Source organism: Psychrobacillus faecigallinarum (genome assembly GCF_014836595.1).
GTDB lineage: Bacteria > Bacillota > Bacilli > Bacillales_A > Planococcaceae > Psychrobacillus > Psychrobacillus faecigallinarum.
Window position 1 is genome coordinate 1 of the sequence record NZ_JACSQO010000004.1, and the last position, 26590, is coordinate 26590.

Sequence of the window (26590 nt, forward strand, 5' to 3'; positions counted from 1 at the left end):
TTGATAAGTTAGGTATTGTATACCCGTTTTTCAACGAAAGGTGTTTTTATTTGTCTCATTTCTTTAGGTCACTGCAATATACATTATGATAGCTTCTTTCTTTATTTGTTTTCAATTGTCTCTGTTAAGATTTCAAGTTCATCAATCAGTGAACCAATGTATGAAATAGTTTCTTTAAGTGGCTCATCTGTAGTGATATCAACACCAGCCATTTTTGCTAATTCTACTGGCGTTTTAGTGCCACCAGCTTTTAAAACTTCTACCCATTCATCTACGGCTGTTTGGCCTTCGTTTAATATACGCTTAGCTACCTGTGTAGAGATAGTTAATCCTGCACTATACGTATATGGGTATAAGCCCATATAATAATGAGGCTGACGCATCCATGTAAGCTCTGCTCCATCTGTTATTTCCACTGCATCTCCCCAGAAATCTTCTAATACTTCTCGCTTATAAGCATTTAATATTTCAGCATTTACATTTTGACCTTGATCCACTCGCTCATAAACTTTACGTTGGTAAGCTGCTTCCAATAAATGAGTAACAAAATTATGATAATAAGTTCTAGCCACTATAGATGAAATTACCCAGCGTTTAAATTTAGGGTCATCTGAATTTTTTAAAAGATGGTTAGCAACTAACATTTCGTTCATGGTAGAAGGTGCTTCTATAAAATATAAAGACGGACGAGAATTAAATAGATTTTGTTCTTGGTGTGCAAAATAGAAGTGACCGGCATGACCAAGCTCATGTGCTAATACAAAAACCTCATTCATGCGACTCGACCAGGATATTAAAATATATGGATGGCTACCATAAGGACTAGAACAGAAGGCACCAGTTGATTTTCCTTCATTTTGAGCGAAGTCTACCCAGCGTTCTTTGTAAGAACGATCAACCATTTCAAGATACTCGTCACCCATAACAGATAGAGAATCTTTGATATATTTTTTTGATTCTTCTATTGTAATTGTTGGTTCATAGTTCGGATCAAGAGCAATCTTTAAATCAGCGAACGTCATCTTATCTAGTCCATGTATCTTTTGAAGTAAATTCGCGTATTTTCTCATATGTGGTGCTAGCTCTTTTGTGATCAAATCAATTTGACGGTTATATAGAGAAATATCTACATCTTGGTCAAAAAGTAAGTATTCAAATACTGAGTCATATCCTCGTAAATCTGCTGTCGTTTTTTCTTGTTGTAGATGAATATCATATGTTTTTGCAGTTGTGTGTTGATATTCCTTAAGCTTTGAAGAGAAAGCTTCAAATGCTGTTCTACGAAGAACCGTATCAGTTTCAGCTTCCCAATCATTTTCAAAGGAAACGTAGCTTAATGGATACTGTTTCCCGTTTACTTCGAAATTTGGAAAAGCAATATCCAATAGCTTAGTAGTTTCGTATAAGTTATAAGGTGCATCAAAGGTAGGGGAGTAGGCAGCTAAAACCTTTTCAACCTCAGGATGTAGAGTATATTTTTTCTTTTCAAGTAATTTAACTAAATAATTCTCATACTCGGAATTTAGTTTTATAGCTTCTTCTATTAGTTCTTTTGGTAATTCTAAAAGTTCACTATCAACAAATGAAGTTTGGCTTGCAACTTTTCCTGCTAAAGAACCAAATTTACCAGCTCTCATTTGTGATTCAGTATTTGTCTGATCCACGGTTATAGCTAGTCTTGCGTAACTTCCTAATAAATTGAACTTCTCAAAAAGAGTCTTGTATTCGCTTAAAGCGTCTACGATTGCTTTAGCGCTATCTATTTTGCCTTTAAATTTCTCGGCAAACATAGGGATGCTTTTTTCTATTTCCTCTAAAGTATTATTGTAATCCTCTTCCGTAGCATATAAATCTTTTAAATTCCATGTTTCTTCTACTTTCACGTCTGATCTTTTTGGTAAGCTTTGTACCATTTTCATCTCTCCTTAATATTACGGTTTTCGAACTATAAATAATTATAGCGGAGAAAGATAGAAAAGTAATTATTTTTATTATTTTCAATTAATTTAATTGATTAATATAACAATCAAGTTTAATGGACTGTATTTTAAAGGAGGCGAGCGATAAGCATCAACTCAGTTCAGAAGTTGTTTGAAACACTGTTCATCTCTTGTTGGAACTGACAGACGCAGTACAAAAATAATTTCGTTATTTTATACATGCAGTGTTTAAGCAGGGAGGGATGTCCATCATCATCTCTAGATTCGGTAAAACTTTTATACATAATATTATTAATGCAATAACAATAGTATATCAAAAATTATAAAAATTCTAATTAGTCAAATTTCTATAGACTGAATCATTACTTTGTTTTACAATGTAATTGTATTAAAGAAATGTTAATTTTGGAATAAGTTGCTATTAAAAAGAGAGGATAGCACGCTTTAAAATTTCAAAATTTTCAAACATTATAAGGGGGTATATTTTTTATGAAAAAATCAAAATTTGCTTCATTGTTCCTTGCCTCATCCCTTTTAATAGGGGTTTTGACAGGATGCTCTAGTGAAGGTAGTCAGGGTGACGGTGGGGATACGGTAAAAATTGGTATTAACTTGGAACTTTCTGGTGGCACAGCATCTTATGGCCAATCAGAAGACAAGGCTATTGACTTGGCTGTGGATGAAATTAATGAAGACGGTGGAATTGATGGTAAGAAAATTGAACTTGTAAAAGTCGACAATAAATCAGATGCAGGTGAAGCAACCAATGGAGCTATTAAGCTAATTACCAAAGATAAGGTAGTAGCAATCATAGGTGCAGCAACTAGTGGTAACTCTGTAGCACAAGTAGAAGTTGCCGGGAAAAACAAGGTGCCGCTAATCTCACCATCAGGAACTAGCACTACTGTAACAGTAAATGATGATGGGAAAGTTAATGAATATGCTTTCCGAACAGCATTCATTGATCCTTTCCAAGGAACTGTCGCAGCAAACTTTGCTGCCAATGAATTAAAAGTTAAAAATGTTGCAATTTACGCGGACAACGGTAGTGATTATGCAAAAGGCTTAGCGGCATCCTTTAAAAAGGATTTTGAAGCGGCTGGCGGTAAAATTGTAGCGGAGGAATTTTACGCAGCAAAAGATTCTGACTACCGATCTACCTTAACCAGTATCAAATCTAGTAACCCAGATTTCATTTTTATCCCTGGATACTATGAAGAAGTTGGTCTAATCGTTAAGCAAGCTCGTGAAATGGGAATTACGGTTCCGTTGATGGGTGCTGACGGATGGGATTCACCAACAATCGTTGATTTAGCTGGGGCTGATGCTTTAAATAACACGTTTATCATTACTGCTTACTCTTCAGAAGACCCAGATGGAAAAGCAAAATCATTCTCAGATAAGTTTAATGAAAAGTACGGTGAAGCTCCTAACTCGTTCCATGCTCTAGGATATGACACTGTCTACTTATTAAAGGATGCAATTGAAAGAGCAAAATCAACCGATGGTGAAAAAATTAAAGAAGCATTAGAAGCAACTGATAATCTGGATTTAGTAACGGGACTATACTCCATGGATGAAAATCATCACCCAGTGAAATCAGCAACAATTATTGAGTTTGTAGATGGAAAACAAGTCTTTAATACAAAGGTAAATCCTTAAAATATTGTTACTAATAATGGAGGGATTCATTCCCTCCTTTTCTGTTACTTTATGAAAGTGGGTTTAGACTTGTACTGTACTAACATATAAGGGAGTGGAACTACATGGAATGGATTCAGCAGTTGATTAATGGTATTTCACTCGGAAGTATATATGCCTTAATCGCCCTTGGATATACGATGGTATATGGAATTATCAAGTTAATAAATTTTGCGCATGGTGACGTGTTCATGGTAGGTTCTTTTATTGGTTTTTATTCTATTACAGTATTTGGATTAGGTTTTTTCCCAGCACTTATTATTTCAATGACAGCTTGTGCACTATTTGGTGTGATTATAGAAAGAATTGCTTACAAACGACTAAGAAACGCTACGCGTATAGCTGCGCTTATTACTGCTATAGGGGTTTCCTTATTAATCGAATATGGAGTGATTTATATTAGGGGCGCTCAATCTGAAGCGTATCCAGACTTCTTTAAGAAAACCTTTGAACTTTATGGTGTTCAAATAAGCATGCAATCAATTTTAATCCTCTCTGTTTCTGTTGTGTTAATGATTATTCTACAATTTATTGTACATAAAACTAAAACAGGGAAGGCAATGAGAGCTGTTTCTCATGATACAGAGGCAGCAAAATTAATGGGCATCAACGTAGACAACACAATCTCTGCAACTTTTGCTATTGGTTCAGCTTTAGCAGGTGCTGCTGGAGTTATTTTCGGAGTGTATTATACAAAGATTGATCCACTAATGGGAGTTATTCCAGGAGTAAAAGCATTTATTGCAGCGGTTCTAGGAGGTATTGGAATCATCCCAGGAGCAATGGTAGGGGGACTTCTTTTAGGAGTGATTGAATCTGTTGTCAGTGCAGTAGGATTTTCTTTGTGGAGAGATGCTGCAGCATTTGTCATTCTAATATTAATACTCATCTTTAGACCATCAGGTATTTTCGGCAAAAATGCACGAGAGAAAGTGTAGGTGTATTAAATGAAGAAAACTTCTAAACAATTTTGGCTATTTATTGCTTTGGGAATAGTTGTATTTGCCGTTATACAGTTTCTTATTATGAATGGAATGTTAGATCAATACTATAGCAATACGATTATTCTCATATCAATTAATATTATTTTAGCTGTAAGCCTCCATCTGATTATTGGTATTACAGGGCAGTTTTCTATAGGTCATGCTGGATTCTTGGCTGTTGGTGCCTATATTTCTGCTATTGTAACGATGAAGCTGGGACTACCATTCTTTTTAGCGATTATTGTAGGGGGAATTGTTGCAGCATTAGCCGGTTTAGTGGTAGGTATTCCTAGTCTACGGCTAAAGGGAGATTATTTAGCGATAGCCACTCTTGGCTTTGCTGAAATCATTCGTATAATTTTTTTGAATATCGATTATGTCGGTGGGGCTTCAGGCATGCAGGTTGAGCATATGACAACATGGACCTATACATTTATTTGTTTAGCCATAACAATTATAGTTATAGTCAACTTCACCAATTCACGCCATGGTATAGCTTCTATCTCTGTAAGAGAGAATGAAGTTGCAGCTGATGCAATGGGGATTAATACTACGTATTACAAGGTAGCGGCATTTGCCATTGGCTCCTTTTTTGCGGGGGTGGCAGGGGCGCTATACTCTCATAATTTTTATATTATACAACCAAGTCAATTTGGATTTTTAAAATCATTTGATATATTAATCCTTGTTGTTTTAGGAGGGCTGGGCAGCCTATCAGGAGCTGTTTTATCAGCTATTCTTTTGACGGTTGTATCAACTTACTTGCAAGGTTATCCTGAAACGCGAATGATTATATATAGTCTTGTATTGATAATCGTAATGTTATATAGACCTAAAGGTTTAATGGGAACTATGGAAATTACGGATTACTTTAAAAGCTGGAGAGCACCGAAAGGGGGCAGTCAATATGGTAAATAAGCCTTTACTAGAGGTTCTAAACGTAGGGATACAGTTTGGCGGTCTAAAAGCTGTCCAAAATTTAAATATAGTTTTAAAACAAGGTGAACTTGTAGGATTAATCGGACCTAACGGAGCTGGTAAGACAACGAGCTTTAATCTGTTGACTGGCGTTTATGCACCTACAACAGGTGATATTGTGTTTAATGGAGAGCGTATCAATGGATTGCCACCGTTCAAGGTAACTAGAAAAGGAATCAGCAGAACCTTTCAAAATATTCGTCTGTTTAATGAATTGACTGTCTTAGAAAATGTTAAAGTTGCATATCATTCTTTAGCAACACATTCGATGATTAGCTCAATTTTAAGGCTTCCTTCTCATTTTAAAGGTGAGCAAGAGATGGAAGAAAAATCAATCGAATTTCTGAAGATTTTTAAATTAGATAAGTATAAAGATGAGCTTGCAAAAAACCTTCCTTATGGTCAACAGAGAAGACTTGAGGTTGCTAGAGCATTGGCGGCAGGTCCAAAGCTGCTTTTATTAGATGAGCCAGCAGCAGGTATGAATCCTCAAGAAACTAAGGATCTAATGGACTTAATAGGATTTATCCGAGAGAAATTTGACCTGACCATTTTATTGATTGAACATGATATGAATTTGGTGATGGGTGTCTGTGAGAGGATATATGTGTTAGATCATGGACAGCTTTTAGCAGAAGGAACTCCACAGGAAATAAGAAACCATCCTAAAGTTATTGAAGCATATTTAGGAGAGGAGGTTCCGGGCATCCATGCTTAAAGTAGAAAATATAGATGTATTTTATGGAAATATACAGGCGCTACATAATGTAACGATTGAAGTGAATGAAGGCGAAATAGTTACGTTAATAGGGGCAAATGGAGCGGGGAAAAGCACCTTGCTTAAAACCTTATCAGGATTGTTAAAGCCAAAAAAAGGGAAAATAGAGTTTTTAGGTAAATCAATTTCCGGGAAAGCAGCTCAAACTATAGTGAAATCTGGTATTTCTCATGTACCTGAGGGTCGAAGAGTTTTTTCCAATCTTACTGTGGAGGAGAATCTAGAGCTAGGAGCATTTCTACGTAAAGACAAAGCTGGAATTTCTTCGGATTTAAACAAAGTTTACGAAACGTTCCCTAGGCTATTAGAAAGGAAAAAACAACTTTCTGGTACGTTGTCTGGTGGTGAGCAGCAAATGCTTGCAATCGGTCGAGCAATCATGGCAAAGCCTAAACTTGTCTTATTAGATGAACCTTCCATGGGTTTAGCTCCACTTATGGTGCAAACAATATTCAAAGTAATAGAAGAAATAAATAATGATGGAGCAACTGTCCTGCTTGTTGAACAAAATGCCCATATGGCACTTTCTGTAGCTAACAGAGGCTATGTAATTGAAACAGGGAAAGTAGTACTTTCCGGTCCATCAGCTGAGCTTCAATCTAGTGAAGAAGTTAAGCTCGCATATTTAGGTGGATAATTGGGTAATGAATTTTATTTATTAAAATTAAGGATTGCATTAAACAAAATGTTTATTAAACAGAAATAATTACAATCGATTAAGAGGATATGAATGACCGTTGTCATTTGGTATCCTCTTTTTGTTTGTTTTAATGAATCTTTCTCTTAAATTATAAATTTATAGCAAAACTACCAATTTACTATAGTTTTTACTATACTAATAGTGCTATAATCAGAAAATGTGATATTAATATTGTATAATTTTGGAGGAAGTATGATAAAAACGTTACGTTTTTGGATTTTAACATTAATTTCGTTTACTATAATTGGCATACTTACTAGTTCTCTTTTTTCGAGCTATTTAGTGACTAAAAACAGCCTAATTGAGAACTCATTAGAGCAAAATCAAGTCTATTCAAAAAAGCTTGCTCAAATGTCTGAGGAGCTATTTGCCTCTATGCAATTGAATTTAGAGGGAAGAAAAGCAGATATAATAAAGTTACTGGATCAGCCAGAGGAGTTAACAGTAGTTCTTGACCAGCTAATTGTCACAAGCAGAAATTTTAATTCAGTTTCTGTTATAGACAAAAATGGTCTAGCGATAGCGACTTCACCTAACGTTGGGATTGCCGGTAATATTATTGAATCCGAAGGCGTTAGGGAAGCGTTAGATAAAAAAGAGAATATTATTACAAAACCATATATGGCGTCGACTGGGAGATTATTAATCCTTGTATCTACTCCGCTTTTTAATGAACAAAATGAATACTTAGGCATGCTTAACGGAACGATATATTTGGAAGAGGATAATTTTATAAGAAATATATTGGCCGAGCATTACTCCAAGGATGGATCCTATGTTTATGTAGTAGACCATTCAGGTACACTTATTTATCATCCTGATGAAGAACGAATAGGCGAAGTTGTAAAAAGTAATGAAGTAGTGGAGAAACTTATAAAGGGTAATAGTGGTTCTAGCTTAACTGAAAACACGAAAGGTGATCTTTACTTAGCTGGTTACTCTTTTATAGAAGCAAGTAACTGGGGAGTTGTTTCACAGACTCCATATCAGTCTAGCTTGGAGCCTCTAATTGGGATTATCTTGAAGATATTTTTATATGCACTTCCTTTTGTTGCTTTGTTTTTAGTAGTAGCTTTTATTATTTCTAATAAGCTCGCATTTCCTTTGCAGAAGCTGGCTATGTATACTATGAATAAGGGATTTAATAAGAAAGAGTTAAGAATTCCTACATGGTATTTTGAAGCAAAACAGCTGACCGAAACGGTGGAAGAATATCGCAGGCATCAGGAGGAAACAGTAGCAGACTTTAAAATGCAATCCTTAACAGATCCCTTGACAGGTCTAAAGAATAGAAGGTTCGCTGAATATTTATATAGTAATCTAATAGAGGAAAAACAATATTTTTCCATGTTAATGGTAGATATTGATTTCTTTAAAAAAGTTAATGACGAATTTGGGCATAATGCGGGTGATGAAGTCCTTCAGTTTTTAGCTTCTCGTATGAATCTCGTTGCCAGTGATAATGACTTTTGCATCCGTTTAGGTGGAGAGGAATTTGCAATCGTTTTCCCAAATACTCATTTAGATGAGGCCTACAGACTCGCAGAAATACTGAGAAAAGACATCGAAACAACTTTGCCACCTACAAGAAAGCTCATCACTATTTCTGCAGGTGTAGGAGAATACGTAGATTTCAATGAGCCAATTACTTCATTTATAGAACGAATTGATCGCGCGCTTTATAAAGCAAAGTCAAATGGACGAAATAATACTATGAAATCCAACTGATCAATAGAAAAATAAAGAATCATGAGAATTTAAGTAGTCTCATGCCATGCATAAGTGAAATTGAGACTTCAATTTCACTTTTTTGTTTTATTTTGAAAATGCAGGGATGGCTACTCCCGTACCTACTTCTGTTGTGTCTGCTAGCGGACAACTGCTATAAAGTAGATAAAAAAACCTGGAAATTTTACGAATGGTAAAATTTCTAGGTTTTTTTAATTCCTAAGATGGATTTTGTTCTAGCCTCTTTTATTGATTGTTTGTTTTTTTAATGAGGTAAAATATTGCCTCAACAATCATTCCTAATACTAATCCAAATGCAGTGAAGATAAAGAGGGAAAGAATTCCGAGTAGGTCTCCATTACCTCCGGTATTAATGATAAAAGAGCGGAAAAGATCAATGAAACCTATTGCTAACCCAAACGTAAATAAATAAAATGCTTTATGAAGATTGTAAAAAAGCATAGCTCCTGCTATGACTCCAGTTACAATTGAAAAAGCTGCAAATGCAATAAAGTTCATAACAACTAAATCTTGACCCAACACGTATCTTACTCCAAGAATGAGTAGAAAAAGAGAAGCAACGATGATAAAACCAGCAATTTTTCCGTAATTTTTAAGCAATCTAAACGCCTACCTTCTCTTCAATAATATAGGAAATCAATGAAATTTCCAATACATCCATTTGAAAGGTTTGATGAAAATTATGACAGAACACATTTTTCAATTGAAAGCAAATTGGCCAGGGAATAGAAATGACGTTGGAGATATTAGTTCTGGAAATTTACAAACTAATATTTCCATACCAAAAGAGATGGATGGACCTGGTGTAGGAACTAATCCAGATGAAATGCTCCTGGGAGCTGCTGCTACCTGCTATATCATCACACTAGCAGCAATGATGGAACGGAGTAAAATAGAAAAAGAAAGTTTAGAAATGCAGTCCACTGCGATTGTTGATGTTACGAAAGGTGTATTTACATACAAAAAAATTATTCATCGACCAAGTATCTTACTTAAAAATTCAAAAGACATAGCTAAGACAGAAAAGCTAGCCATCAAGGCAGAGGAAAACTGTATGATTAGTAAGGCTTTGCGAGGAAATGTAGATATAGAATTAGAATTTTCCGTAAATATTGTTAATTAGTTATTTATTTCCTAATTGCTTTAATGTATATTCTAATCAGGTAATACTAGGGAAGGGTGAATGCAGTGGAATGGATTATAATACCGGCGCTTATTTTTTTAGTTCCAGTTATTAGGTCTGTAACTGACCATTTAGAAGAAAAAGCACGCATAAAAGCTGGAGCAGTTAAAGATGCCTTAGAGTTAGAAAAGCTTAAACAAGAAAATTTTATTATGGAAACAGAAAAGATGAGAATCGAACTTGAAACAATGAGATTACAGTCTCCACCATCAAATATAGATTTTACTTTAACTAAAAAAGAATTCTAGCTTTCTAGGAAAGGTGCTTTTTTATGATTAAACGAGCTGAAACAAAAGATGCTCTCGATGTGGCAACTCTAGCTTCACTATTATGGCCAGGGCATGATAAAGAAGAATTTCTAGAAGAAATGGAACAACTAATTACGAGCAGTGACGCCGTTGTTTTTCTTGCCTATGAACCATCAGGAGGTCCAATTGGATTTGCACAGTGCCAAATACGAAAAGACTATGTGGAGGGGACAAGTACAACACCTGTAGGCTATTTAGAAGGACTTTTTGTACAGGAGGACTTCAGGAATACAGGTATTGCAAGGCAGCTGGTCGAAAAATGCGAACAGTGGTCGATTACAAAAGACTGTGAAGAATTTGCTAGTGACTGCGAACTGGACAATGAAGAAAGCTTAGCAGTTCATTTAAAATTAGGGTTTAAAGAGGTTAATCGTATTATTGCTTTTGCTAAAAAGCTGAAGTAACACACTTGCTCCAACGCAAAGTGAGTTTACATTAAATAATAAAAGGGTGTCCATTAAGTAATTGGACGCCCTCATTATATATTCTAAAACTTTTTATAATACGTATACATACACACATATGAAGTGGGAAAATGTGCCTAGCAATATAAAAATGTGAAATATTTCGTGGAAACCTAGCTTTTTAATAAAAGGAAGATTAGGCTTTAGCCCATAAATTATACCACCTATAGTGTAGAATATGCCTCCTGCAATTAAATATAGTAGACCTTGAGTACCTAGACTTTCTGACAGGGCAGGAGCAAGGAAAATAATTATCCATCCCATTCCTATGTAAAGTGCCGTAGAAACCCATCTTGGACATTCAAACCAAACCATTTTAAATAATATTCCTGAGATAGCTAAAAGAGTTATCAAACTAAACAATACATAACCTGTAGAACCTTTTAATGTTATAAGACAAAATGGAGCATATGTACCAGCAATCAGTAGATAAATCATAGAATGGTCTAAACGACGTAAATACTGGATAACACGATCTTTAGCTAAAACTGCGTGGTAAGTAGCAGAAGCCATATACAGTAAAATCATACTAACGCCAAAAATAGAAAGTGCCGTTAATGTAAGATTAGTAGTATTTTGTGAGATTCCCTTCATAATCATGAGAGTGAGCCCTATTAAACCTAAAACAGCTCCCAATAGATGTGATAATGAATTGAATGGCTCTCTTATATAATTTTTTAGCACGAAGTAAATACCTCCATCTCATTAAGTAGTTTTAATAACTACATATAATGATATAACTATAATTGTTAGTAGTCAAGGTTTACCTTTAATGAGTTTTAAGTTACTATATTTTTAAAGTATTACGAGGGGGTTTATTTATGAATGATATAAATAGCTTGATCGAACGTTTAGCATTGGATACCGCGATTAAAGAAGATGACATACCAGAAATAGACTTATATATGGATCAGGTTATACAGCTTTTTGATGCAAAATATGGATCCACCATTAGAAATGATGAAGATAAGGTATTAACAAAAACAATGATAAACAATTACGCGAAGGGCAAGCTTTTCGTTCCAATTAAAAATAAAAAATACTCTAAGCAGCATATTATGTTGATTAATCTCATTTACCATTTAAAAGGATCCCTATCTATAAATGATGTGAAAGAAACGTTATCCCCTTTAAAAGAAAAAATGAGCTCAAGGGACTTCACTTTAAATGATTTTTATGATAACTTTATTTCCCTTCAGCAAAATAATAAACTTGTCTTTAAAGAAGAAATTCAAGTATTGGATAAGGAAACAAAAAAATTAGAGGGGGAGGAAGAACTGCAAAAGCTTTTGTTAATCTCTTCTTTAGCGAACATGAGCAATCTCTATAGAAGGGCAGCAGAATTGCTCGTTGATGAGCTTATTCCAAAAGAAAAGGAGAAAAAATAATGAAAACTCTTTGGACAAATGGAAGTATTTTTACAATGCAATCAGAAGATTCTATGGTAGAAGCGGTATTAATCGAGAAAGGTAAAATTATTCAAATAGGAAGTAAAGAAGAGCTTCTTCCTCATGCGGACAAGATTATTTCCCTTGAAGGTGCAGCCATGTATCCTGGTTTTGTGGATAGTCATATTCATTTAATTGGACATGGGGAGAAGCTGTCTTATCTCGACCTTTCTTCCTTTACATCTATAGAGAAAATAATGGCTGAAGTATGTAAAAAAGTCACTCCTGGTCAATGGTACATAACAGAGGGATGGAACGATAATCAGTTAATAGATGGAAGATTCATCAGTAAGAATGATTTAGATGTAATTCAAGAAAGTCCGATCGTTTTAAAGAGAATATGCCGCCATGTCCTTGTGGCGAATTCTAGGGCCATGGAGATAGCAGGAATAACTGAAGATACACCTAGTCCAATAGGTGGGAGGATAGGGAAGGATGAAGATGGTAGATTAAACGGGCTTTTTTTTGATGAAGCTCAGCAGCTGATAACGTCCCACATACCCCCAGTCACCTCAGAATATTTAGCAAAAGTAATTCGTTTAAGTATTAAGGACTTACATAAGAAAGGGTTTACAGGTGTCCACACGGAAGATATGGCATATTACGGTCCATACGAAATACCCTTAAAAGCATATCGCGAGGTAGTGGAAGATCAATTTAAAGTTCATCTATTAAGACATCATTTAGTATTCGAACAAATGCAAGAAGAGATGTCCAATGAATTTCTAGAATTTGGTGCGATGAAAATTTTTGTAGATGGTTCATTAGGTGGTCGTACTGCATTATTATCTGAGGATTACTCGGATAAAAGTGGCACAAGTGGAGTTGCAGTTCATACAGAAGAAAAACTTGGACAGTTAGTCCAAATGGCGCGAGTTCATAATGAATGTATTGCTGTTCATGTAATAGGAGATAAGGCGACTGAGCTGATATTAGATAAAATTGAAAAATACCCTGCTCCTAAGGGAAAAAAAGATAGGCTCATTCACGTAAATGTTCTTCGAGCTGATTTAATAGAAAGAATGCACAAGCTACCTATTGTTTTAGATATTCAGCCAATATTTGTTCCATCTGATTTTCCTTGGGTAAAAGAACGACTTGGAGAGGAAAGAATGGAATGGGCCTACGCTTGGAAGTCATTGTTGAGAGCTGGTTTTGAATGCTCAGGAGGATCAGATTCACCAGTAGAGAGTGCAGATCCATTTGTGGCGATAGATGCAGCTGTTAATAATAGATGGAATCCTAGTCAGTCAATATCCATATTTCAAGCTTTATCCCTATATACTACTGGTAGTGCAAAAGCGATTGGGAAAGAATTTCAGAGAGGGAAAATTGCTCAAGGGTTTGATGCTGATTTTACTATCCTAAATGAACCACTTAACGTAGATAATATCCAACAGGTGTTTGTTAGCAAAACAGTAGTGAATGGAAAGATTGTTTACGAAAGAAAAATATGAAACTAAAACCCTAAGTATTCGTATATATAATAAGATAAAGGAGGTTATATTTAATGGATAATAAAGGACTTAAGGTATTATTGCATGCGAGCACTTGGTTCGCTCCATTTTTAGTACCATTCGTATTATATTTAGTTGTAGATGACCATGAAGTGAAGAAGCTCTCTGTGCAGGCAGTTCTTTTTCAGTTAGTGATGTCAGTTCTGCTTTTTATATCGTTTCTTTTAATATTTATCATAATAGGTATCCCATTAGTAATAATTTTTGCTATAATGGCTTTTGTTGTCCCAATTATAGGTATAATTAAAGCAATCAATGGTGAAGCATTTAATTACCCTATAGTGGGATCATGGATTAAATAAGGGTTGTAATGTAAAAGGGGACTAAGTATGACTACTAGAATTGGTATTGATGCAGGTGGAACTTTAACGAAAATAGCTTATTGGGATAGAGAAAATAAGATGTCCTTTAAAAGCTTTCTTTCTTCAGATTTTCAAGGAGTAAGAGAGTGGATAGAAAACAAGCATTCGTCAAGTGCTATCTGCCTCACTGGTGGTCGAGCAGAGCAATTAAAAAAATTCCTATTATCTAAACAGGACCTTCCTTATATGGTTGAGTTTGATGCGACAATGAATGGCGTGATGTATCAGATGAAACAGGAAGTTATTAGCAGTAGCTCGGCAATCATAGCAAATATTGGTACAGGTACTTCAATACATATTATGCATGACAAAACACATTCACGTATAGCAGGTTCTGGAATTGGTGGAGGTACATTATTAGGCCTTGGAATGGCATTAACAGGCCTAACAAATTATAAAGAAATGATTGCGCTTTCCAAAGACGGGAAGAGATCTACGATAGATGTACTAGTAAGTGACATTTATAAGGATAACAAACTTCCGATAACTGGTTCACTTACAGCTAGTAACTTTGGTGGCGTTACATTAAAGCCAGAGCAAGCTCGGTCTCGTGCCGATTTACTAGCAGGTATTCAAGGCATAATTGGCGAAGTTGTCGCTACATTATGCATACAAGCAGCAGAAGCCCACGGAGTGAAAGATATAATATATATAGGCTCAACATTAGAAGAAAATAGTTTACTTCAAGAAATAATAGAGTCTTATACAATTTTAAAAAATAAAAATCCAATCTTTTTAGAAAAACATGGTTATAGTGGAGCAATTGGTGCATTATTGGAAAACAATTAAAAAAAGATTATGTATATTTGTTGCATTATTAAAAATGCCATGTTATATTTAAAGAGGATTATTTTTGTTCGGTTAGTTAGTAGGTGGCAACACTTTTACTTAACAGTGTTGAGCAAGGATAGTAACACAATGTATGCACAATTTGCATACGAGGAGGATACACACATGGAACAAGGTAAAGTAAAATGGTTTAACTCAGAAAAAGGATTCGGATTTATCGAACGCGAAGGCGGAGACGATGTATTCGTACATTTCTCAGCTATCCAAAGCGAAGGTTTCAAATCTCTTGACGAAGGTCAAGAAGTAACTTTTGAAATCGAGCAAGGCCAACGTGGTCTTCAAGCTACTAACGTAGTTAAAGCTTAATTTTAAACCTAAACTTTAACAGGCTCTCATTTCGAGGGTCTGTTTTTTTGTGTTATCATATATAGAAAGGTTAACATATTGATATGCAGGGGAGTAGTTTAGATGAAAAAATGGAAAAAAGAGATAGTTATTAATGCACCAATCGAATTTGTATGGCCTTATTTTTACGGGGACTTAGAGAAAAAGAAAGTAATTTTTCCAAAGATAATTGATGAAGAGATAATAAAAGAAACTGAGGAAGTTGTTGGAACAGTAATAAGACAGTCGTATAAAAATGGATCACTTGACGAATATTATAATCTCACCTTAAAAAAATATATAAATGAGCCTAATCACAAGCTGGTCCAGGAAACATTTATTTTAAACAATCTTTTTAAAATGAAGGTAGATTATGAACTACATCAGGTGGATGAACAGAATACGAAGTTTACTTATTTATCCGTTAATCGCCCAAGAAATCCTTTGTTAAGCTTGTTTCAACTTTTTGGTAAAGATGACGTTATTGTTCGATTCATGGATCGTACTAAAAATAGTATTGAAAATGACTATAACTTGGATAAAGAGGAAGCACAAGACGAGATTGATACTGTTGAGGGCTATGCAGAGAAAACAGAATAAGGCACTAACAAAAGTTTTAAGTTAACCACACCTCCAACCGATTTAGCTGCTGGAGGTGTCATTTTTTTAAGGTAGGTTCTTCCTTACAGCTTCTCTAGCTAAAGCATGGGCTGCTTTGTTTTGATCATCCGGGATCCATTTTATAAAGAATAGATCGAAGGTATCTGTAATGACTAGTATTTTCTCTAATAAGGCAGCAAATTCTGCATTTTTTGCATAACGTTTTTCAACCGCAGCATACACTATTTGAGAATCTGTTCGAATGGATACGATAGTAGGTGAAAGCTTCTGAACTTCTTCCAGCCCTCTCAACAAAGCTTTAAATTCAGTTATATGGTTCGAATAGATACCTATGTATTCACTCATTTTAATTTGATGGCCTTCTCCCTTTATAAAAATTCCAATTCCACTAGGTCCAGGATTGCCAGTTGTAGAGCCATCGATATATAATTCAATCATTGCTACCATCCTTTTAATAATTGTAAGTACTTTTCTTTTTTACGTGAGCTATATTCATAAATAGTGCTTGATTAATAAAACAAACACTTTATAGAGCAATGCAATAGAAAGTTACACAAGTAATTAAGTGATCGTAAAAGTCGCTAAAGCGGTAGATCATTTTTTACGTATATTAATTATGATATTTAATTTGTATAGGAGTAAAATAATTGTACAGTTCCATATGACATACCGCAAGGAGTTAAATGTATGAAAAATTCGCAAATTATAAATGAAATTGATCAGCTATTAGAGAATTATTGTGAAGGGTGTTTTGTAAAAAATCAGCTCAGAAAAGAAAAGGGCAAGTCGAAGGCCCACCAGTTTTGTATAAATGAGTGTACGGTAGGAGAAGAGATCAAAGAGGCTGGGAATAAGTTATACGGAAAATAAAAAAAGTCCCACGACCAGTTGCCGCGGGAAGAACCGTTTTACTTCGATTTTATAACGTTTGCAGCCTGAGGTCCACGGTTTCCTTCAACGATTTCAAAAGTGACTTCCTGACCTTCTTCTAAAGCCTTGAAACCTTCGCCTTGAATACCAGTAAAATGGACGAACACATCTTCCCCGTCATTGTACTCGATAAAACCATAACCTTTTTCGTTGTTAAATCATTTTACTTTCCCCTGTTGCATAACTGTTCCTCCCTCAATCCACTAAAAATTCAGTTAAATGGATAAAATAAACTATACATGAAATGCTTGCTATCGTCAATAAAATGTCGAATTATAGCTAACTTTCTATCAATTATATGATGTAAAATAAAAATAAAAAGGCTGTGATTTAGTTGAATCTACATGTAGAACCACTAACTGACTTGAGTATTGCCAAAAATGCGGAAATGCAACCTATCGTTAGGATAGCAGAAAATTTAGGTCTTTCGGATGAAGCATTGGAGTTGTATGGTAAATTTAAAGCGAAAATTGATTTTACTAAAATCCCTGAGAGAACATCACCTGGAAAGGTAGTTTTAGTGACCGCTATTAGTCCAACATCTGCAGGTGAAGGTAAATCTACTGTAACGGTAGGACTATCAGATGCTTTAAAGCGAATGGGACAATCCGTTGTAGTGGCACTACGAGAACCTTCTTTAGGACCAGTCATGGGAGTAAAGGGAGGAGCAACTGGTGGAGGTTATTCTCAAGTACTCCCGATGGAAGAGATAAATCTACACTTTAATGGTGATCTTCACGCTATTACAACTGCAAATAATGCTCTTTCTGCGTTTATTGATAATCATCTTCACCAAGGCAATGAACTTAATATAGATCCAAGAAGAATTACTTGGAAGCGTGTACTTGATATGAACGACCGATCTTTGCGCAATATAATCGTCGGACTTGGTGGACCTTCTCATGGCATAACTAGAGAAGATGGATTTGACATCACAGTGGCTTCAGAAATAATGGCTGTTTTGTGCTTAGCAAAGAACTTAGAAGATTTAAAAGAAAGACTATCGAGGATAGTTATTGGTTATACATATGAAAACGAACCAGTAAATGTTCGTTCTTTGGGAGTCGAGGGAGCTCTAACACTTTTATTAAAAGAAGCGATTAAGCCAAATCTTGTGCAAACAATCGAAGGAACACCCAGTATTATACATGGCGGCCCCTTTGCGAATATAGCTCATGGTTGTAATTCAATCATTGCTACTAAAACAGCAATGAATTTAGCTGATATTGTCATAACTGAGGCAGGATTTGGGGCTGATTTAGGTGCCGAGAAGTTTATGCATATTAAATCTAGACAAGCAAATATTATTCCTAGCTCTGTAGTTATTGTAGCAACCGTTCGGGCTTTAAAGTTACAGGGTGGAAAACATAAAAATGAATTGAAGGATGAAGATGTGGAGGCTCTGTTAGAGGGGACCAAAAATCTTATGAAGCATGTAGAGACTATTCGTGCATTTGGAGTAGAACCAGTGGTTGCCTTGAACAAGTTTATAACAGATTCTGAGCAGGAAATACATACGCTACTCAATTGGTGTAAAGAAAATAACATTTCCATTGCTTTGACAGACGTTTGGGCGAAGGGAGGCGCTGGAGGAGAAGATTTAGCAAAATTAGTTTTGAGCGAGCTAGATAAACCTTCTAACTTTTCACCGCTATATGAATTAGCGGATTCGATTGAACAAAAGGTTAGAACAATCGTTCAGAAGGTTTATGGAGGAAAAGAAGTAGTATTTACAGAGAATGCTTTGAAACAAATCCGTCAAATAGAGGATTATGGATGGGATTCACTTCCTATATGTATGGCAAAAACCCAATACTCACTTTCTGATCAGCCAAAACTAATTGGTAGACCTACTGACTTTACTATTACAGTGAGAGAAATAATTCCTAAGCTTGGTGCAGGATTTCTTGTTTGTCTCACAGGCGATATAATGACAATGCCAGGATTACCCAAAAAACCTGCTGCATTAAATATGGATGTGGATAATGATGGGCAAGCTATTGGTCTATTTTAAGCCATTCACTTCTTTCCATTGAAAAGACTGCACTATAGCAGTCTTTTTTTCTTTTTTTCGTTATAATGAAGTGGACGAATAGTTTAAGGAGAAAAAAATATATGAAAACAATACAACTATGCGAAAAATTAGTAAAAGAAGTCTATAACAAGTTTGATGCAAGTCATGATTTTTTGCATATAGAAAGAGTACGAAAAAATGCTTTATATATAGCATCTTCTGAGGTTGATGCAGACAATGAAATTATAGAGTTAGCAGTGTTGCTACATGATGTGAGCGATCCTAAATATGTTACGACAGAAGGAAAATATATGGAGGATCATATCATTCAGCAGCTTAACATTTCAAAAGAAACAACAGAACATGTTAAAAACATTATACAAGCTGTCTCTTTCAACGGTGGGCATGAAATAACTGCAGATACTATCGAAGCTAAAATTGTTCGTGATGCAGATCGTCTAGATGCCATAGGAGCAGTCGGAATTGCAAGAACGTTTGCTTACGGTGGAGCAAAGGGCAGAAAATTATACGATGTGACTGAAACGCCAAGAGACAATATGTCTGCAGAAGATTATCGCTCTAAACAAACAGCCTCCGTTACTCATTTCTATGAAAAGCTACTTAAATTGGCGGACGGTATGCAAACTAGAACAGGTAAAGAACTTGCCAAAGAAAGACATGCCTTTATGGAATTATTTCTAGAAAACTTAAGACAAGAAACAGGGGAATCTATATGAGCCATTTAATCATTTCCAATCTAACGAAAACAGTGGGAGAGAAGACGCTGTTTGAAAATATTTCATTTACGATTAACAATCAAAATCGAGCAGGGTTAATCGGCATCAATGGAACGGGAAAATCTACTTTTTTATCGATTATTGCAGGAGAGCTAGAGGCAGATGCAATTGATCGAGATCATCCAAACAAATTTAGAATCGCCTATTTGGAGCAGCAACCAGTATTTGAAAAAGATGAAACAGTTCTTCAAACTGTATTTAGCGGAGACTCGCCTATTCTTAAGATTAACAGAGAATATGAGGAAGCACTGCTAGCATTAATGGCTAACTCCGATTCAACTGATTTACAAAATAGATTGATGGATTTGCAACAGAAAATGGATGAACTTCAGGCTTGGGATGTCAATGCTTTGGCTAAGACAGCATTAACTAAACTCGGTATTACTCAGTTTGAAGATTCAATTTTACATTTGTCTGGTGGCCAACAAAAAAGAGTGGCACTAGCAAAAGTATTAATAGAACCAGCAGATTTATTGTTATTAGATGAGCCTACTAACCATTTGGATAAAGAATCCACAGACTGGTTGCAGGATATGCTGCAAAGAGTTGAGGGAGCCATTATCTTTGTTACACATGATCGTTACTTTTTAGATGCAGTAGCGACTCATATTTATGAGCTTGCTGATAAAACTCTTTATACTCATACTGGAAACTATGCTAATTACCTTGAATCCAAAGCGATTCGTGAAGAAATGAATGCTGCTTCTCAGCAAAAGCTACAAAATTTATATCGAAACGAGCTAAAATGGATTCGCAGGGGGGCAAAGGCTAGATCCACAAAGCAAAAGGCGAGAAAGGATCGCTTTGAAGAAATCGATGCAAAGCTGGATCGCGACAATTCTGCACTTAATCTTGAGCTTGAAATGGCTACTACAAGGTTAGGTAAACAAGTGTTAGAAGGCAAAAATATTTCTAAACGCTTTGATTCTAAAGTAATTGTAGACGATTTTTCTTTTATCCTACAGGCAGGAGATCGAGTTGGTATTGTAGGCCCTAATGGGGTCGGGAAAAGTACATTGCTAAAAATGCTTGCAGGAGAGGTTCCAATGGACTCTGGAGAAATTGTCGTTGGGTCTACCGTAAAATTAATGCATTTTTCGCAACAGCTTCCAAAACTAAATGAACAAACGAGAATGATTGAATATGTACGTGAATCTTCCAACCTGATAGAAACAGGTTCTGGAGAGAAATTTTCGGCAGCTCAAATGCTTGAACGGTTTCTATTTCCACTAAATACACACGGTACTCAGATAGGCAAACTGTCTGGAGGAGAGAAAAAGCGACTTGTCCTTTTAAAAATGTTAATGGAGCAGCCAAATGTTCTATTCCTGGATGAGCCTACAAATGACCTGGATATTCAAACATTATCTGTATTAGAGGATTTTATGGAATCCTTCCCAGGCGTTATTATTACGATTTCTCATGATCGTTTCTTCTTAGATCGGATTGCCAAAAAGCTTTGGATCCTTAATGGAGATGGTTTAGTTCAAGAGTGGTTAGGGATTTATTCAGATTATTTGGATGATCTTAAAGATGTATCTAAAGTAGCGGTGGAAATAAAAAAGGAAGAAACACCAGTAAAAAGTATAAAGGAAAAGAAAAAGCTATCCTATAAAGAACAACGAGAATGGGAAGGGATAGGTGGCGAGATTGAAAAAACCGAGCAGTTAATAGAAGAGCTCGAGCAAAAACTTTTAACTACTGGTTCTGATTTTACATTGTTACAGCAACTAACTGAACAATTAGACCAAGCGAACGTAGCTTATGAGAAGCTAATTGAAAGATGGTCCTATTTAGAAGAAATTGCTTCTTCATGATTTATAATACTGGAGGTATGAACTTTGAAAATATTAACGATTGAACCAACACCAAGCCCGAATACAATGAAGATAGTCATCGACCAGGAGTTACCCTTTGGTAAAAGTCATAACTATAAGAAGGACAACATAACAGATGCCCCAAAAGAGATTCAAAGTCTCTTTGAAATTGAAGGAGTAAAAGGGGTATATCATGTTGCCGACTTTTTAGCGATTGAACGAATCGCTAAATTTAGCTGGGAATCCATTTTAGCATCAGTTGAAAATGTATTTGGTGGAGAAAACGAAGCAGAAACAGGAGATAAACCATTAGATCATTACGGTGAAGTGTATGTCCATGTACAATCCTTCAAGGGAATTCCTCTGCAGGTAAAGGTATTTGATGGTGAATCAGAATCTAGATTTGGTTTATCTGAACGTTTTACTAAAGCATTAGATGAAGCAATGGAAGGTGACAAAGAAAACTATATCATGCTTCGTAAATGGGTAGATTATGGTGTTCGCTATGGAGAACAAAAGGAAATTGGGGAACAGTTAGTAAAAGAACTGGAAGCCAGCTTTCCAGAAAGTAAACTGCAGCAATTAATAGCTGATAAGGATAAAGCTGAAGAAGATAAAAAACCAATTCGGGTTCCTTTTACTATAGAAGAGTTCGAGGTAAGTGATTGGGAAAAGAGATTCCAGCTTCTTAATAATCTTATCAACCCGGAACTTGAAGATATCCCTGTGCTTGCACGAGCTATTCAGGATGAGCAAGTTTCCATTAGACGACTTGCAACAGTTTACCTTGGCCTTATAGAAGATGAATCCGTTGTACCTTATCTAGAGATGGCGTTAAAGGATAAAAGTTCCTCAGTGCGGCGTACTGCTGGGGATGCAATGAGTGATTTAGGTTTTGAACAATTTGCTGGCGCTATGAAGGAAGCTCTTTTTGACAAAAACAAATTAGTTCGTTGGAGAGCAGCAATGTATTTTTATGAAGTAGGAGATGTGGATGCGTTACCAGCTCTGAAAGAAGCAAAAGACGATAAAGAGTACGAGGTCAAGCTTCAAATTCGTATGGCGATTGCCCGAATTGAAGGTGGGGAAGAGGCGAAAGGTTCCGTCTGGAAACAAATGAGTGAAGCAAGAAAATAATCGGACAATTTTATGGAGCATTGGAGATATCCTGTGCTTCCTTTTTTGTGATAATAAACTGAAAAGTTTGATACCTGCTGTATAGAAATGTTTTATTTGTACAGATTCGGGTAATTTTTAAGTAATCAATATAATAGCCTCGTCCTGTAAAAATAAAAAAAATATTCCACTATGAGATGTGTAAATTCAGGAAAATGGGTGAATAATATAAATATAATTTAAAGCCGAAGAGAGGGATCAAAATGAGTAAGGATCAAGTTAAGCAAAAAGGAGCCAACTCTAAGGGAAATAGTCATGTTACGTATTATTTTACTATTATTTTTCTAATCGTAGGTACTCTTATAACCTTATATTTACTGACATTTAAAGTAGAAGACATTAACCTTTTCATTGTAGTTTTATCTATTTTAGCTGGTGGACTACCAATGGGATTTATAGGAGCCTTTATCGATTACAAACTCTCGCTAACAAAAGTTAAATACAAGCGTAATTCAACAGTAAAAGAAAGCAGACCTGAACATTAATTATTAATGTGGGTCTGCTTTTATCGATTTCGAGAACACAATAAGGGTTTTGGAAATATTTGTAGAAATAAAAATGTATAATAAAATAAAGATGCACACGAACTTGTGATAAAAGTTCTTTATACATATATCTATTGGAGAAGTATGAAGACGAGGGTAGAGGGACTTTTTAAGATAATCAGTAGTTGTCCTACTAAGGGGGGAGTATAATATGCAGAAAATATTTGTACCATTATTTTTAATAATTGTTTTGGCAGGATGTTCTAATGAAATAGAAATCAAAGAAAAACCTAAAGAGATTGTTTTAGTAGAAGAAAAAATACAGTTACCTTCATTTGATTCAATTGAAAAGCCAATTCTTTCGCTAAATAATCAAATAGGGTTTGATTCTATTTATGAAGAAATTTGTTGGTTGGATTGTTCTGCAGAAGATAGATTAAATCATCAGTTTAATAACCAAGGACAAGCACAAATTGGGGATGTAATAAGAGTTAAATGGGATAATATGAATCCGGCTCCGAACAAGGTGGAAATTAAAGAATATACGAACGAGTTTCATCAAATTGGCGATACACAAATTATTGCCGATGAGCAGAATGGTTTTTACATAGAAGTTACGGACACTTCTTACAATAAAATATATGAGCTAATTTTTATTTGGGAGGAGAATGAGAAATCTGTTGGAAAGAGTAGATTAGCATTTCCCCTAACAAATTAAACAGAACAATATCAATAAAAAGGAGCTGTGAATTTACCACAGTCTCCTTTCTTAGTTGTTATACAGTTCTACATGTTCATGTCATTCAAGCCTGGACTATGTTCGTTTGGCATTGGAGGTAGTACAGGTACTGGGAAACCTGTTGGTGGTGGGGTTACTTGTAAATCACCTTTGTTTCTACTTGGACTTGCACCTTTAAATATTTCTCCTATTCTTGTTGGGTCCAGTCTAAAGTTAAATTGAGCATTATGATAGCCCAAATCCACAAACTTTTTACACTCAGGATATTTATTAATATCATAATTCGGAATTGGGAAGATTTTTCCCCATTCTACTCCTAAAGTTTCTAATGCTTTTGCAAAAGCATTTTGGTGTGCATTATCTCGAACGATTAAAAATGCCAGCGTTTCACGGAAAGTTTGGTTTGAACTCATCTCATAAATACGTGTTTTTTGAAGTACACCAGTAGACTCTAGTACCACATTATTAAGCAAGTCAGCAATCAGATTTCCATGGGAATATACCCAAGAACCATTCCAAGGGTTACCTGAAGCGTCTACTGGTAGCGATGCCTGAGCACCAATAATATAATGATGTGGGTTCCCATGTTGTACAGGGTCATGTAATGGTGCATGATCAGGTCCGCTGTTTCCAGCCAAATTAGTATCTCCAGAGCCATCGAGAAGTGCATTTATGGTGTTTTGTACAAGCTCGACATGTGCGATTTCTTCTAAAAATACACCTCTTAATAAATCACGGTACTGTTTTTCATTACCTCTAAAATTGGAGCTTTGAAAAAAGTACTGCATCATTGTTCTCATTTCCCCGTAGTGACCGCCTAATATTTCTTGTAGGACACGAGCAGCCGCTGGGTCTGGCTTGTCTGGTTTAATAATATTTATTAACTCTTCTTTATAGTAATACATCTATTTCCCTCACTTCTCTAAATTCTAATGCTATAGATAGCGTGAGCCTTAATAGTGGAATTATGCATTTAATTATTTCTACATAAAAAGACTTAGCTTTAAAACTAAGTCTAGTCAACAACTTTCTGCCTCTTGCTTGAATTGTGATGATTGTTTTAATAGATAATCTAAGGTTTGCATATCAGAGGTAGTGGAGAGCGTATAACTTTGTTTATAACTTTCACACCCTTTCCCTGTTATCACAATCCAGTCATTTGCTTGAGCCATTTTCCATGCATGCTTGATTGCCTCCGTACGATCAGGGATAATAATACACTTTTCATGTGTTCCTAAAAGTTGGAGCTCATTAATCATTTGCTCTGGTGATACATTATTCAAGTCATCAAATGTCAAAATGCATTGATTAGAGTGCCTTAAAGAAATCTCAATCATTTTTGCTCTTTTATTTACGTCTCGATTCCCCCGGAAACCAAAAACATGATATATATTTTTAGCATTTTGAGATTTGACTGTTTCCAAAATATGTTGAAACGCGTTTGCAGTATGGGCGTAATCAATAACAATTGTTGCTCCTGTAGGATGGGAAAATAATTGAAATCGACCAGGTAGACCTTTGAAGTCATTCAGTGCTTCCTCGACAGCTCTTGCATCAATACCTAGTTGTACAGAAGTTGCGAAAGCGACAGAGGCATTCTCAATATTATGTTTACCTTGCATTGTAGTCGCAAGAGAAAATGTCTCTTTAACTTGAGTGGTTTCATCTATAAGACTTGAATCCAGTACTGAATAGGTGGGGAACAGGCCATTAATTTTAATTACCTTTCTACCAATAGACTCTACGTATGTATTTAATCTTTCGCTCCAGTCATTGCCTGAGTAAATAATTGCAGTACCGCTATTTTTTAAAAGCGCAAACAATGATTGTTTTGCTAAATAGTAAGACTCCATATTCTTATGATAATCTAAGTGCTCTTGTTCTATATTTGTGAAAATACAAAAATCAAATTCAAGACCTTCGACTCTTTGTTGAATAAGCCCGTGTGAGGACACTTCCATTATAATGACCTGATCATTACTAGTTGCAACGAGCTCATGAAATGTTAAAGGATCCAATGTAGTGTGAGAGGATGCTTGTTCTTCATTGTTTAAGATAACGGAAATACTTCCAAACAGGGCACAAGAAAAGCCTTGGCTTTCTAAAATATGCTTAATCATGTAAGAGGTAGTCGTTTTACCGTTAGTTCCAGTTATGCCAATAAGGATTTTATCTTTAGTTGGGTTTTGAAAATATTTCTTAGCCAAATATGCCAAGGCTGTCCTAGAATCATTTACTTGAAAGTAAGGAACATTTCTTACTTCCAAACACTTTTCCCCGATGATTGCGACTGCACCATTTTGGATGGCATCTTCAATAAATGAATGACCGTCCATATGGTTGCCAGAAATAGCCACAAACAAAAAACCCTTTTCAACTTTCTTAGAGTTGAAGGCGAGACCACTTACCAAAATATTTTGTGTCATTTGAGTAGCTTTTACGTTTATTGCTGTTAACAATTCATTTAACATCATCATTTTATTTCGCTCCCCATCAAATTAACTTGTGTGTATTACGAGGGAGCTAATCCATCGTAAGATTTAGTTTCAATACATGAAGGTATCTTTTTGTAAATAGCTTTAACAGATATTAGACGTTTATGCTTTTTGAATTACCTTGTTTTATTTTTGTTGAAATTTGTCTGAAAAAGTCGATTTTTATGATATTTCTAATATTATCATAGTTAAATTTCTATCTCTAAAAATAAGAGTAGTTTAATGCAAAAAT

At 35.4% G+C, this 26590-nt stretch carries 28 protein-coding genes and 1 pseudogene; 22 read left to right on the forward strand and 7 right to left on the reverse strand.

The window, feature by feature from the left end:
- Positions 1-101 precede the first annotated feature (101 nt).
- Positions 102-1913, reverse strand: coding sequence for an oligoendopeptidase F (pepF, locus tag H9650_RS09245; protein WP_191697038.1), 1812 nt, complete (start codon positions 1911-1913; stop codon positions 102-104).
- 516 nt (positions 1914-2429) lie between these two features.
- Here pepF and H9650_RS09250 point away from each other — a divergent pair.
- The 6 genes from H9650_RS09250 (at position 2430) to H9650_RS09275 (ending at position 8808) form a co-directional block, all read left to right on the forward strand.
- Positions 2430-3602, forward strand: coding sequence for an ABC transporter substrate-binding protein (locus H9650_RS09250; RefSeq protein ID WP_191697039.1), 1173 nt, complete (start codon positions 2430-2432; stop codon positions 3600-3602).
- A gap of 104 nt (positions 3603-3706) precedes the next feature.
- Positions 3707-4579 (forward strand): branched-chain amino acid ABC transporter permease, encoded by an 873-nt coding sequence (locus H9650_RS09255; RefSeq protein WP_144536727.1) that lies wholly within the window; start codon positions 3707-3709, stop codon positions 4577-4579.
- 9 nt (positions 4580-4588) lie between these two features.
- Positions 4589-5542, forward strand: coding sequence for a branched-chain amino acid ABC transporter permease (locus H9650_RS09260; RefSeq protein WP_151110060.1), 954 nt, complete (start codon positions 4589-4591; stop codon positions 5540-5542).
- Positions 5532-6320, forward strand: coding sequence for an ABC transporter ATP-binding protein (locus H9650_RS09265; protein WP_144536722.1), 789 nt, complete (start codon positions 5532-5534; stop codon positions 6318-6320). The genes H9650_RS09260 and H9650_RS09265 overlap by 11 nt, the downstream gene beginning before the upstream one ends.
- Entirely contained in the window at positions 6313-7017 is a 705-nt protein-coding gene (locus tag H9650_RS09270; RefSeq protein ID WP_151110056.1) for an ABC transporter ATP-binding protein, read from the forward strand. Before H9650_RS09265 ends, H9650_RS09270 begins: the two co-directional genes overlap by 8 nt.
- Positions 7018-7272: 255 nt before the next feature.
- Complete coding sequence (locus tag H9650_RS09275; protein ID WP_191697040.1) at positions 7273-8808, forward strand: sensor domain-containing diguanylate cyclase; 1536 nt, start codon at positions 7273-7275, stop codon at positions 8806-8808.
- Positions 8809-9054: 246 nt separating this feature from the next.
- Here the strand turns inward: H9650_RS09275 and H9650_RS09280 are convergent, their stop codons facing one another.
- Entirely contained in the window at positions 9055-9429 is a 375-nt protein-coding gene (locus H9650_RS09280) for a hypothetical protein (RefSeq protein ID WP_144536716.1), read from the reverse strand.
- Between the two features lie 82 nt (positions 9430-9511).
- Here H9650_RS09280 and H9650_RS09285 point away from each other — a divergent pair, with 82 nt between their 5' ends.
- The 3 genes from H9650_RS09285 (at position 9512) to aac(6') (ending at position 10724) form a co-directional block, all read left to right on the forward strand.
- On the forward strand, positions 9512-9952 hold the full coding sequence (locus H9650_RS09285; protein ID WP_191697041.1) for an OsmC family protein: 441 nt from the start codon (positions 9512-9514) through the stop codon (positions 9950-9952).
- Between the two features lie 65 nt (positions 9953-10017).
- On the forward strand, positions 10018-10260 hold the full coding sequence (locus H9650_RS09290; protein WP_191697042.1) for a hypothetical protein: 243 nt from the start codon (positions 10018-10020) through the stop codon (positions 10258-10260).
- Between the two features lie 23 nt (positions 10261-10283).
- Positions 10284-10724 (forward strand): aminoglycoside 6'-N-acetyltransferase, encoded by a 441-nt coding sequence (gene aac(6'), locus H9650_RS09295; protein WP_191697043.1) that lies wholly within the window; start codon positions 10284-10286, stop codon positions 10722-10724.
- Between the two features lie 93 nt (positions 10725-10817).
- Here aac(6') and trhA read toward each other — a convergent pair whose 3' ends face one another.
- Positions 10818-11468, reverse strand: coding sequence for a PAQR family membrane homeostasis protein TrhA (gene trhA, locus H9650_RS09300; protein ID WP_144536710.1), 651 nt, complete (start codon positions 11466-11468; stop codon positions 10818-10820).
- Positions 11469-11605: 137 nt separating this feature from the next.
- Here trhA and H9650_RS09305 point away from each other — a divergent pair, with 137 nt between their 5' ends.
- The 6 genes from H9650_RS09305 (at position 11606) to H9650_RS09330 (ending at position 15884) form a co-directional block, all read left to right on the forward strand.
- A complete protein-coding gene (locus tag H9650_RS09305; RefSeq protein ID WP_191697044.1) occupies positions 11606-12172 on the forward strand; it encodes a DUF1836 domain-containing protein in 567 nt (188 codons plus the stop codon).
- A complete protein-coding gene (locus tag H9650_RS09310) occupies positions 12172-13689 on the forward strand; it encodes an amidohydrolase (protein WP_191697045.1) in 1518 nt (505 codons plus the stop codon). Before H9650_RS09305 ends, H9650_RS09310 begins: the two co-directional genes overlap by 1 nt.
- A 53-nt stretch (positions 13690-13742) precedes the next feature.
- On the forward strand, positions 13743-14051 hold the full coding sequence (locus H9650_RS09315; protein WP_144536704.1) for a DUF4870 domain-containing protein: 309 nt from the start codon (positions 13743-13745) through the stop codon (positions 14049-14051).
- 27 nt (positions 14052-14078) lie between these two features.
- A complete protein-coding gene (gene coaW, locus H9650_RS09320; RefSeq protein WP_144536702.1) occupies positions 14079-14900 on the forward strand; it encodes a type II pantothenate kinase in 822 nt (273 codons plus the stop codon).
- Between the two features lie 165 nt (positions 14901-15065).
- Positions 15066-15266 (forward strand): cold-shock protein, encoded by a 201-nt coding sequence (locus H9650_RS09325; protein ID WP_053589685.1) that lies wholly within the window; start codon positions 15066-15068, stop codon positions 15264-15266.
- A gap of 102 nt (positions 15267-15368) precedes the next feature.
- The gene (locus H9650_RS09330) at positions 15369-15884 is read left to right on the forward strand and encodes an SRPBCC family protein (RefSeq protein WP_151110042.1); all 516 of its coding nucleotides are present in this window, start codon (positions 15369-15371) and stop codon (positions 15882-15884) included.
- 66 nt (positions 15885-15950) lie between these two features.
- Here H9650_RS09330 and H9650_RS09335 read toward each other — a convergent pair whose 3' ends face one another.
- A complete protein-coding gene (locus tag H9650_RS09335) occupies positions 15951-16343 on the reverse strand; it encodes a reverse transcriptase-like protein (protein WP_144536698.1) in 393 nt (130 codons plus the stop codon).
- A 249-nt stretch (positions 16344-16592) separates the two neighbouring features.
- Between H9650_RS09335 and H9650_RS09340 the strand changes: the two genes are divergently transcribed.
- Positions 16593-16775, forward strand: coding sequence for a zinc-finger domain-containing protein (locus tag H9650_RS09340; RefSeq protein WP_144536696.1), 183 nt, complete (start codon positions 16593-16595; stop codon positions 16773-16775).
- Between the two features lie 38 nt (positions 16776-16813).
- Here the strand turns inward: H9650_RS09340 and H9650_RS09345 are convergent.
- A pseudogene (locus H9650_RS09345) lies at positions 16814-17017 on the reverse strand (cold-shock protein).
- A 152-nt stretch (positions 17018-17169) separates the two neighbouring features.
- Here H9650_RS09345 and H9650_RS09350 point away from each other — a divergent pair.
- The 6 genes from H9650_RS09350 (at position 17170) to H9650_RS09375 (ending at position 23842) form a co-directional block, all read left to right on the forward strand.
- Complete coding sequence (locus H9650_RS09350) at positions 17170-18849, forward strand: formate--tetrahydrofolate ligase (protein WP_225216005.1); 1680 nt, start codon at positions 17170-17172, stop codon at positions 18847-18849.
- Positions 18850-18950: 101 nt separating this feature from the next.
- On the forward strand, positions 18951-19586 hold the full coding sequence (locus H9650_RS09355) for an HD domain-containing protein (protein WP_191697046.1): 636 nt from the start codon (positions 18951-18953) through the stop codon (positions 19584-19586).
- The gene (locus H9650_RS09360) at positions 19583-21463 is read left to right on the forward strand and encodes an ABC-F family ATP-binding cassette domain-containing protein (protein WP_151110040.1); all 1881 of its coding nucleotides are present in this window, start codon (positions 19583-19585) and stop codon (positions 21461-21463) included. Before H9650_RS09355 ends, H9650_RS09360 begins: the two co-directional genes overlap by 4 nt.
- Before the next feature lie 24 nt (positions 21464-21487).
- Positions 21488-22600, forward strand: coding sequence for a conserved virulence factor C family protein (locus tag H9650_RS09365; protein WP_151110038.1), 1113 nt, complete (start codon positions 21488-21490; stop codon positions 22598-22600).
- 242 nt (positions 22601-22842) lie between these two features.
- On the forward strand, positions 22843-23124 hold the full coding sequence (locus H9650_RS09370; RefSeq protein WP_144536686.1) for a hypothetical protein: 282 nt from the start codon (positions 22843-22845) through the stop codon (positions 23122-23124).
- 211 nt (positions 23125-23335) lie between these two features.
- Positions 23336-23842: a YajG family lipoprotein gene (locus tag H9650_RS09375; protein WP_191697047.1), complete on the forward strand. Its 507-nt coding sequence runs from the start codon at positions 23336-23338 to the stop codon at positions 23840-23842.
- Positions 23843-23910: 68 nt separating this feature from the next.
- On the opposite strand, the gene H9650_RS09380 is transcribed toward H9650_RS09375, so the two are convergent.
- Both H9650_RS09380 and H9650_RS09385 read right to left on the reverse strand, forming a co-directional pair.
- Complete coding sequence (locus H9650_RS09380) at positions 23911-24768, reverse strand: manganese catalase family protein (protein ID WP_191697048.1); 858 nt, start codon at positions 24766-24768, stop codon at positions 23911-23913.
- A 114-nt stretch (positions 24769-24882) separates the two neighbouring features.
- A complete protein-coding gene (locus H9650_RS09385) occupies positions 24883-26340 on the reverse strand; it encodes a UDP-N-acetylmuramoyl-L-alanyl-D-glutamate--2,6-diaminopimelate ligase (RefSeq protein WP_191697049.1) in 1458 nt (485 codons plus the stop codon).
- Between the last annotated feature and the right edge of the window lie 250 nt (positions 26341-26590).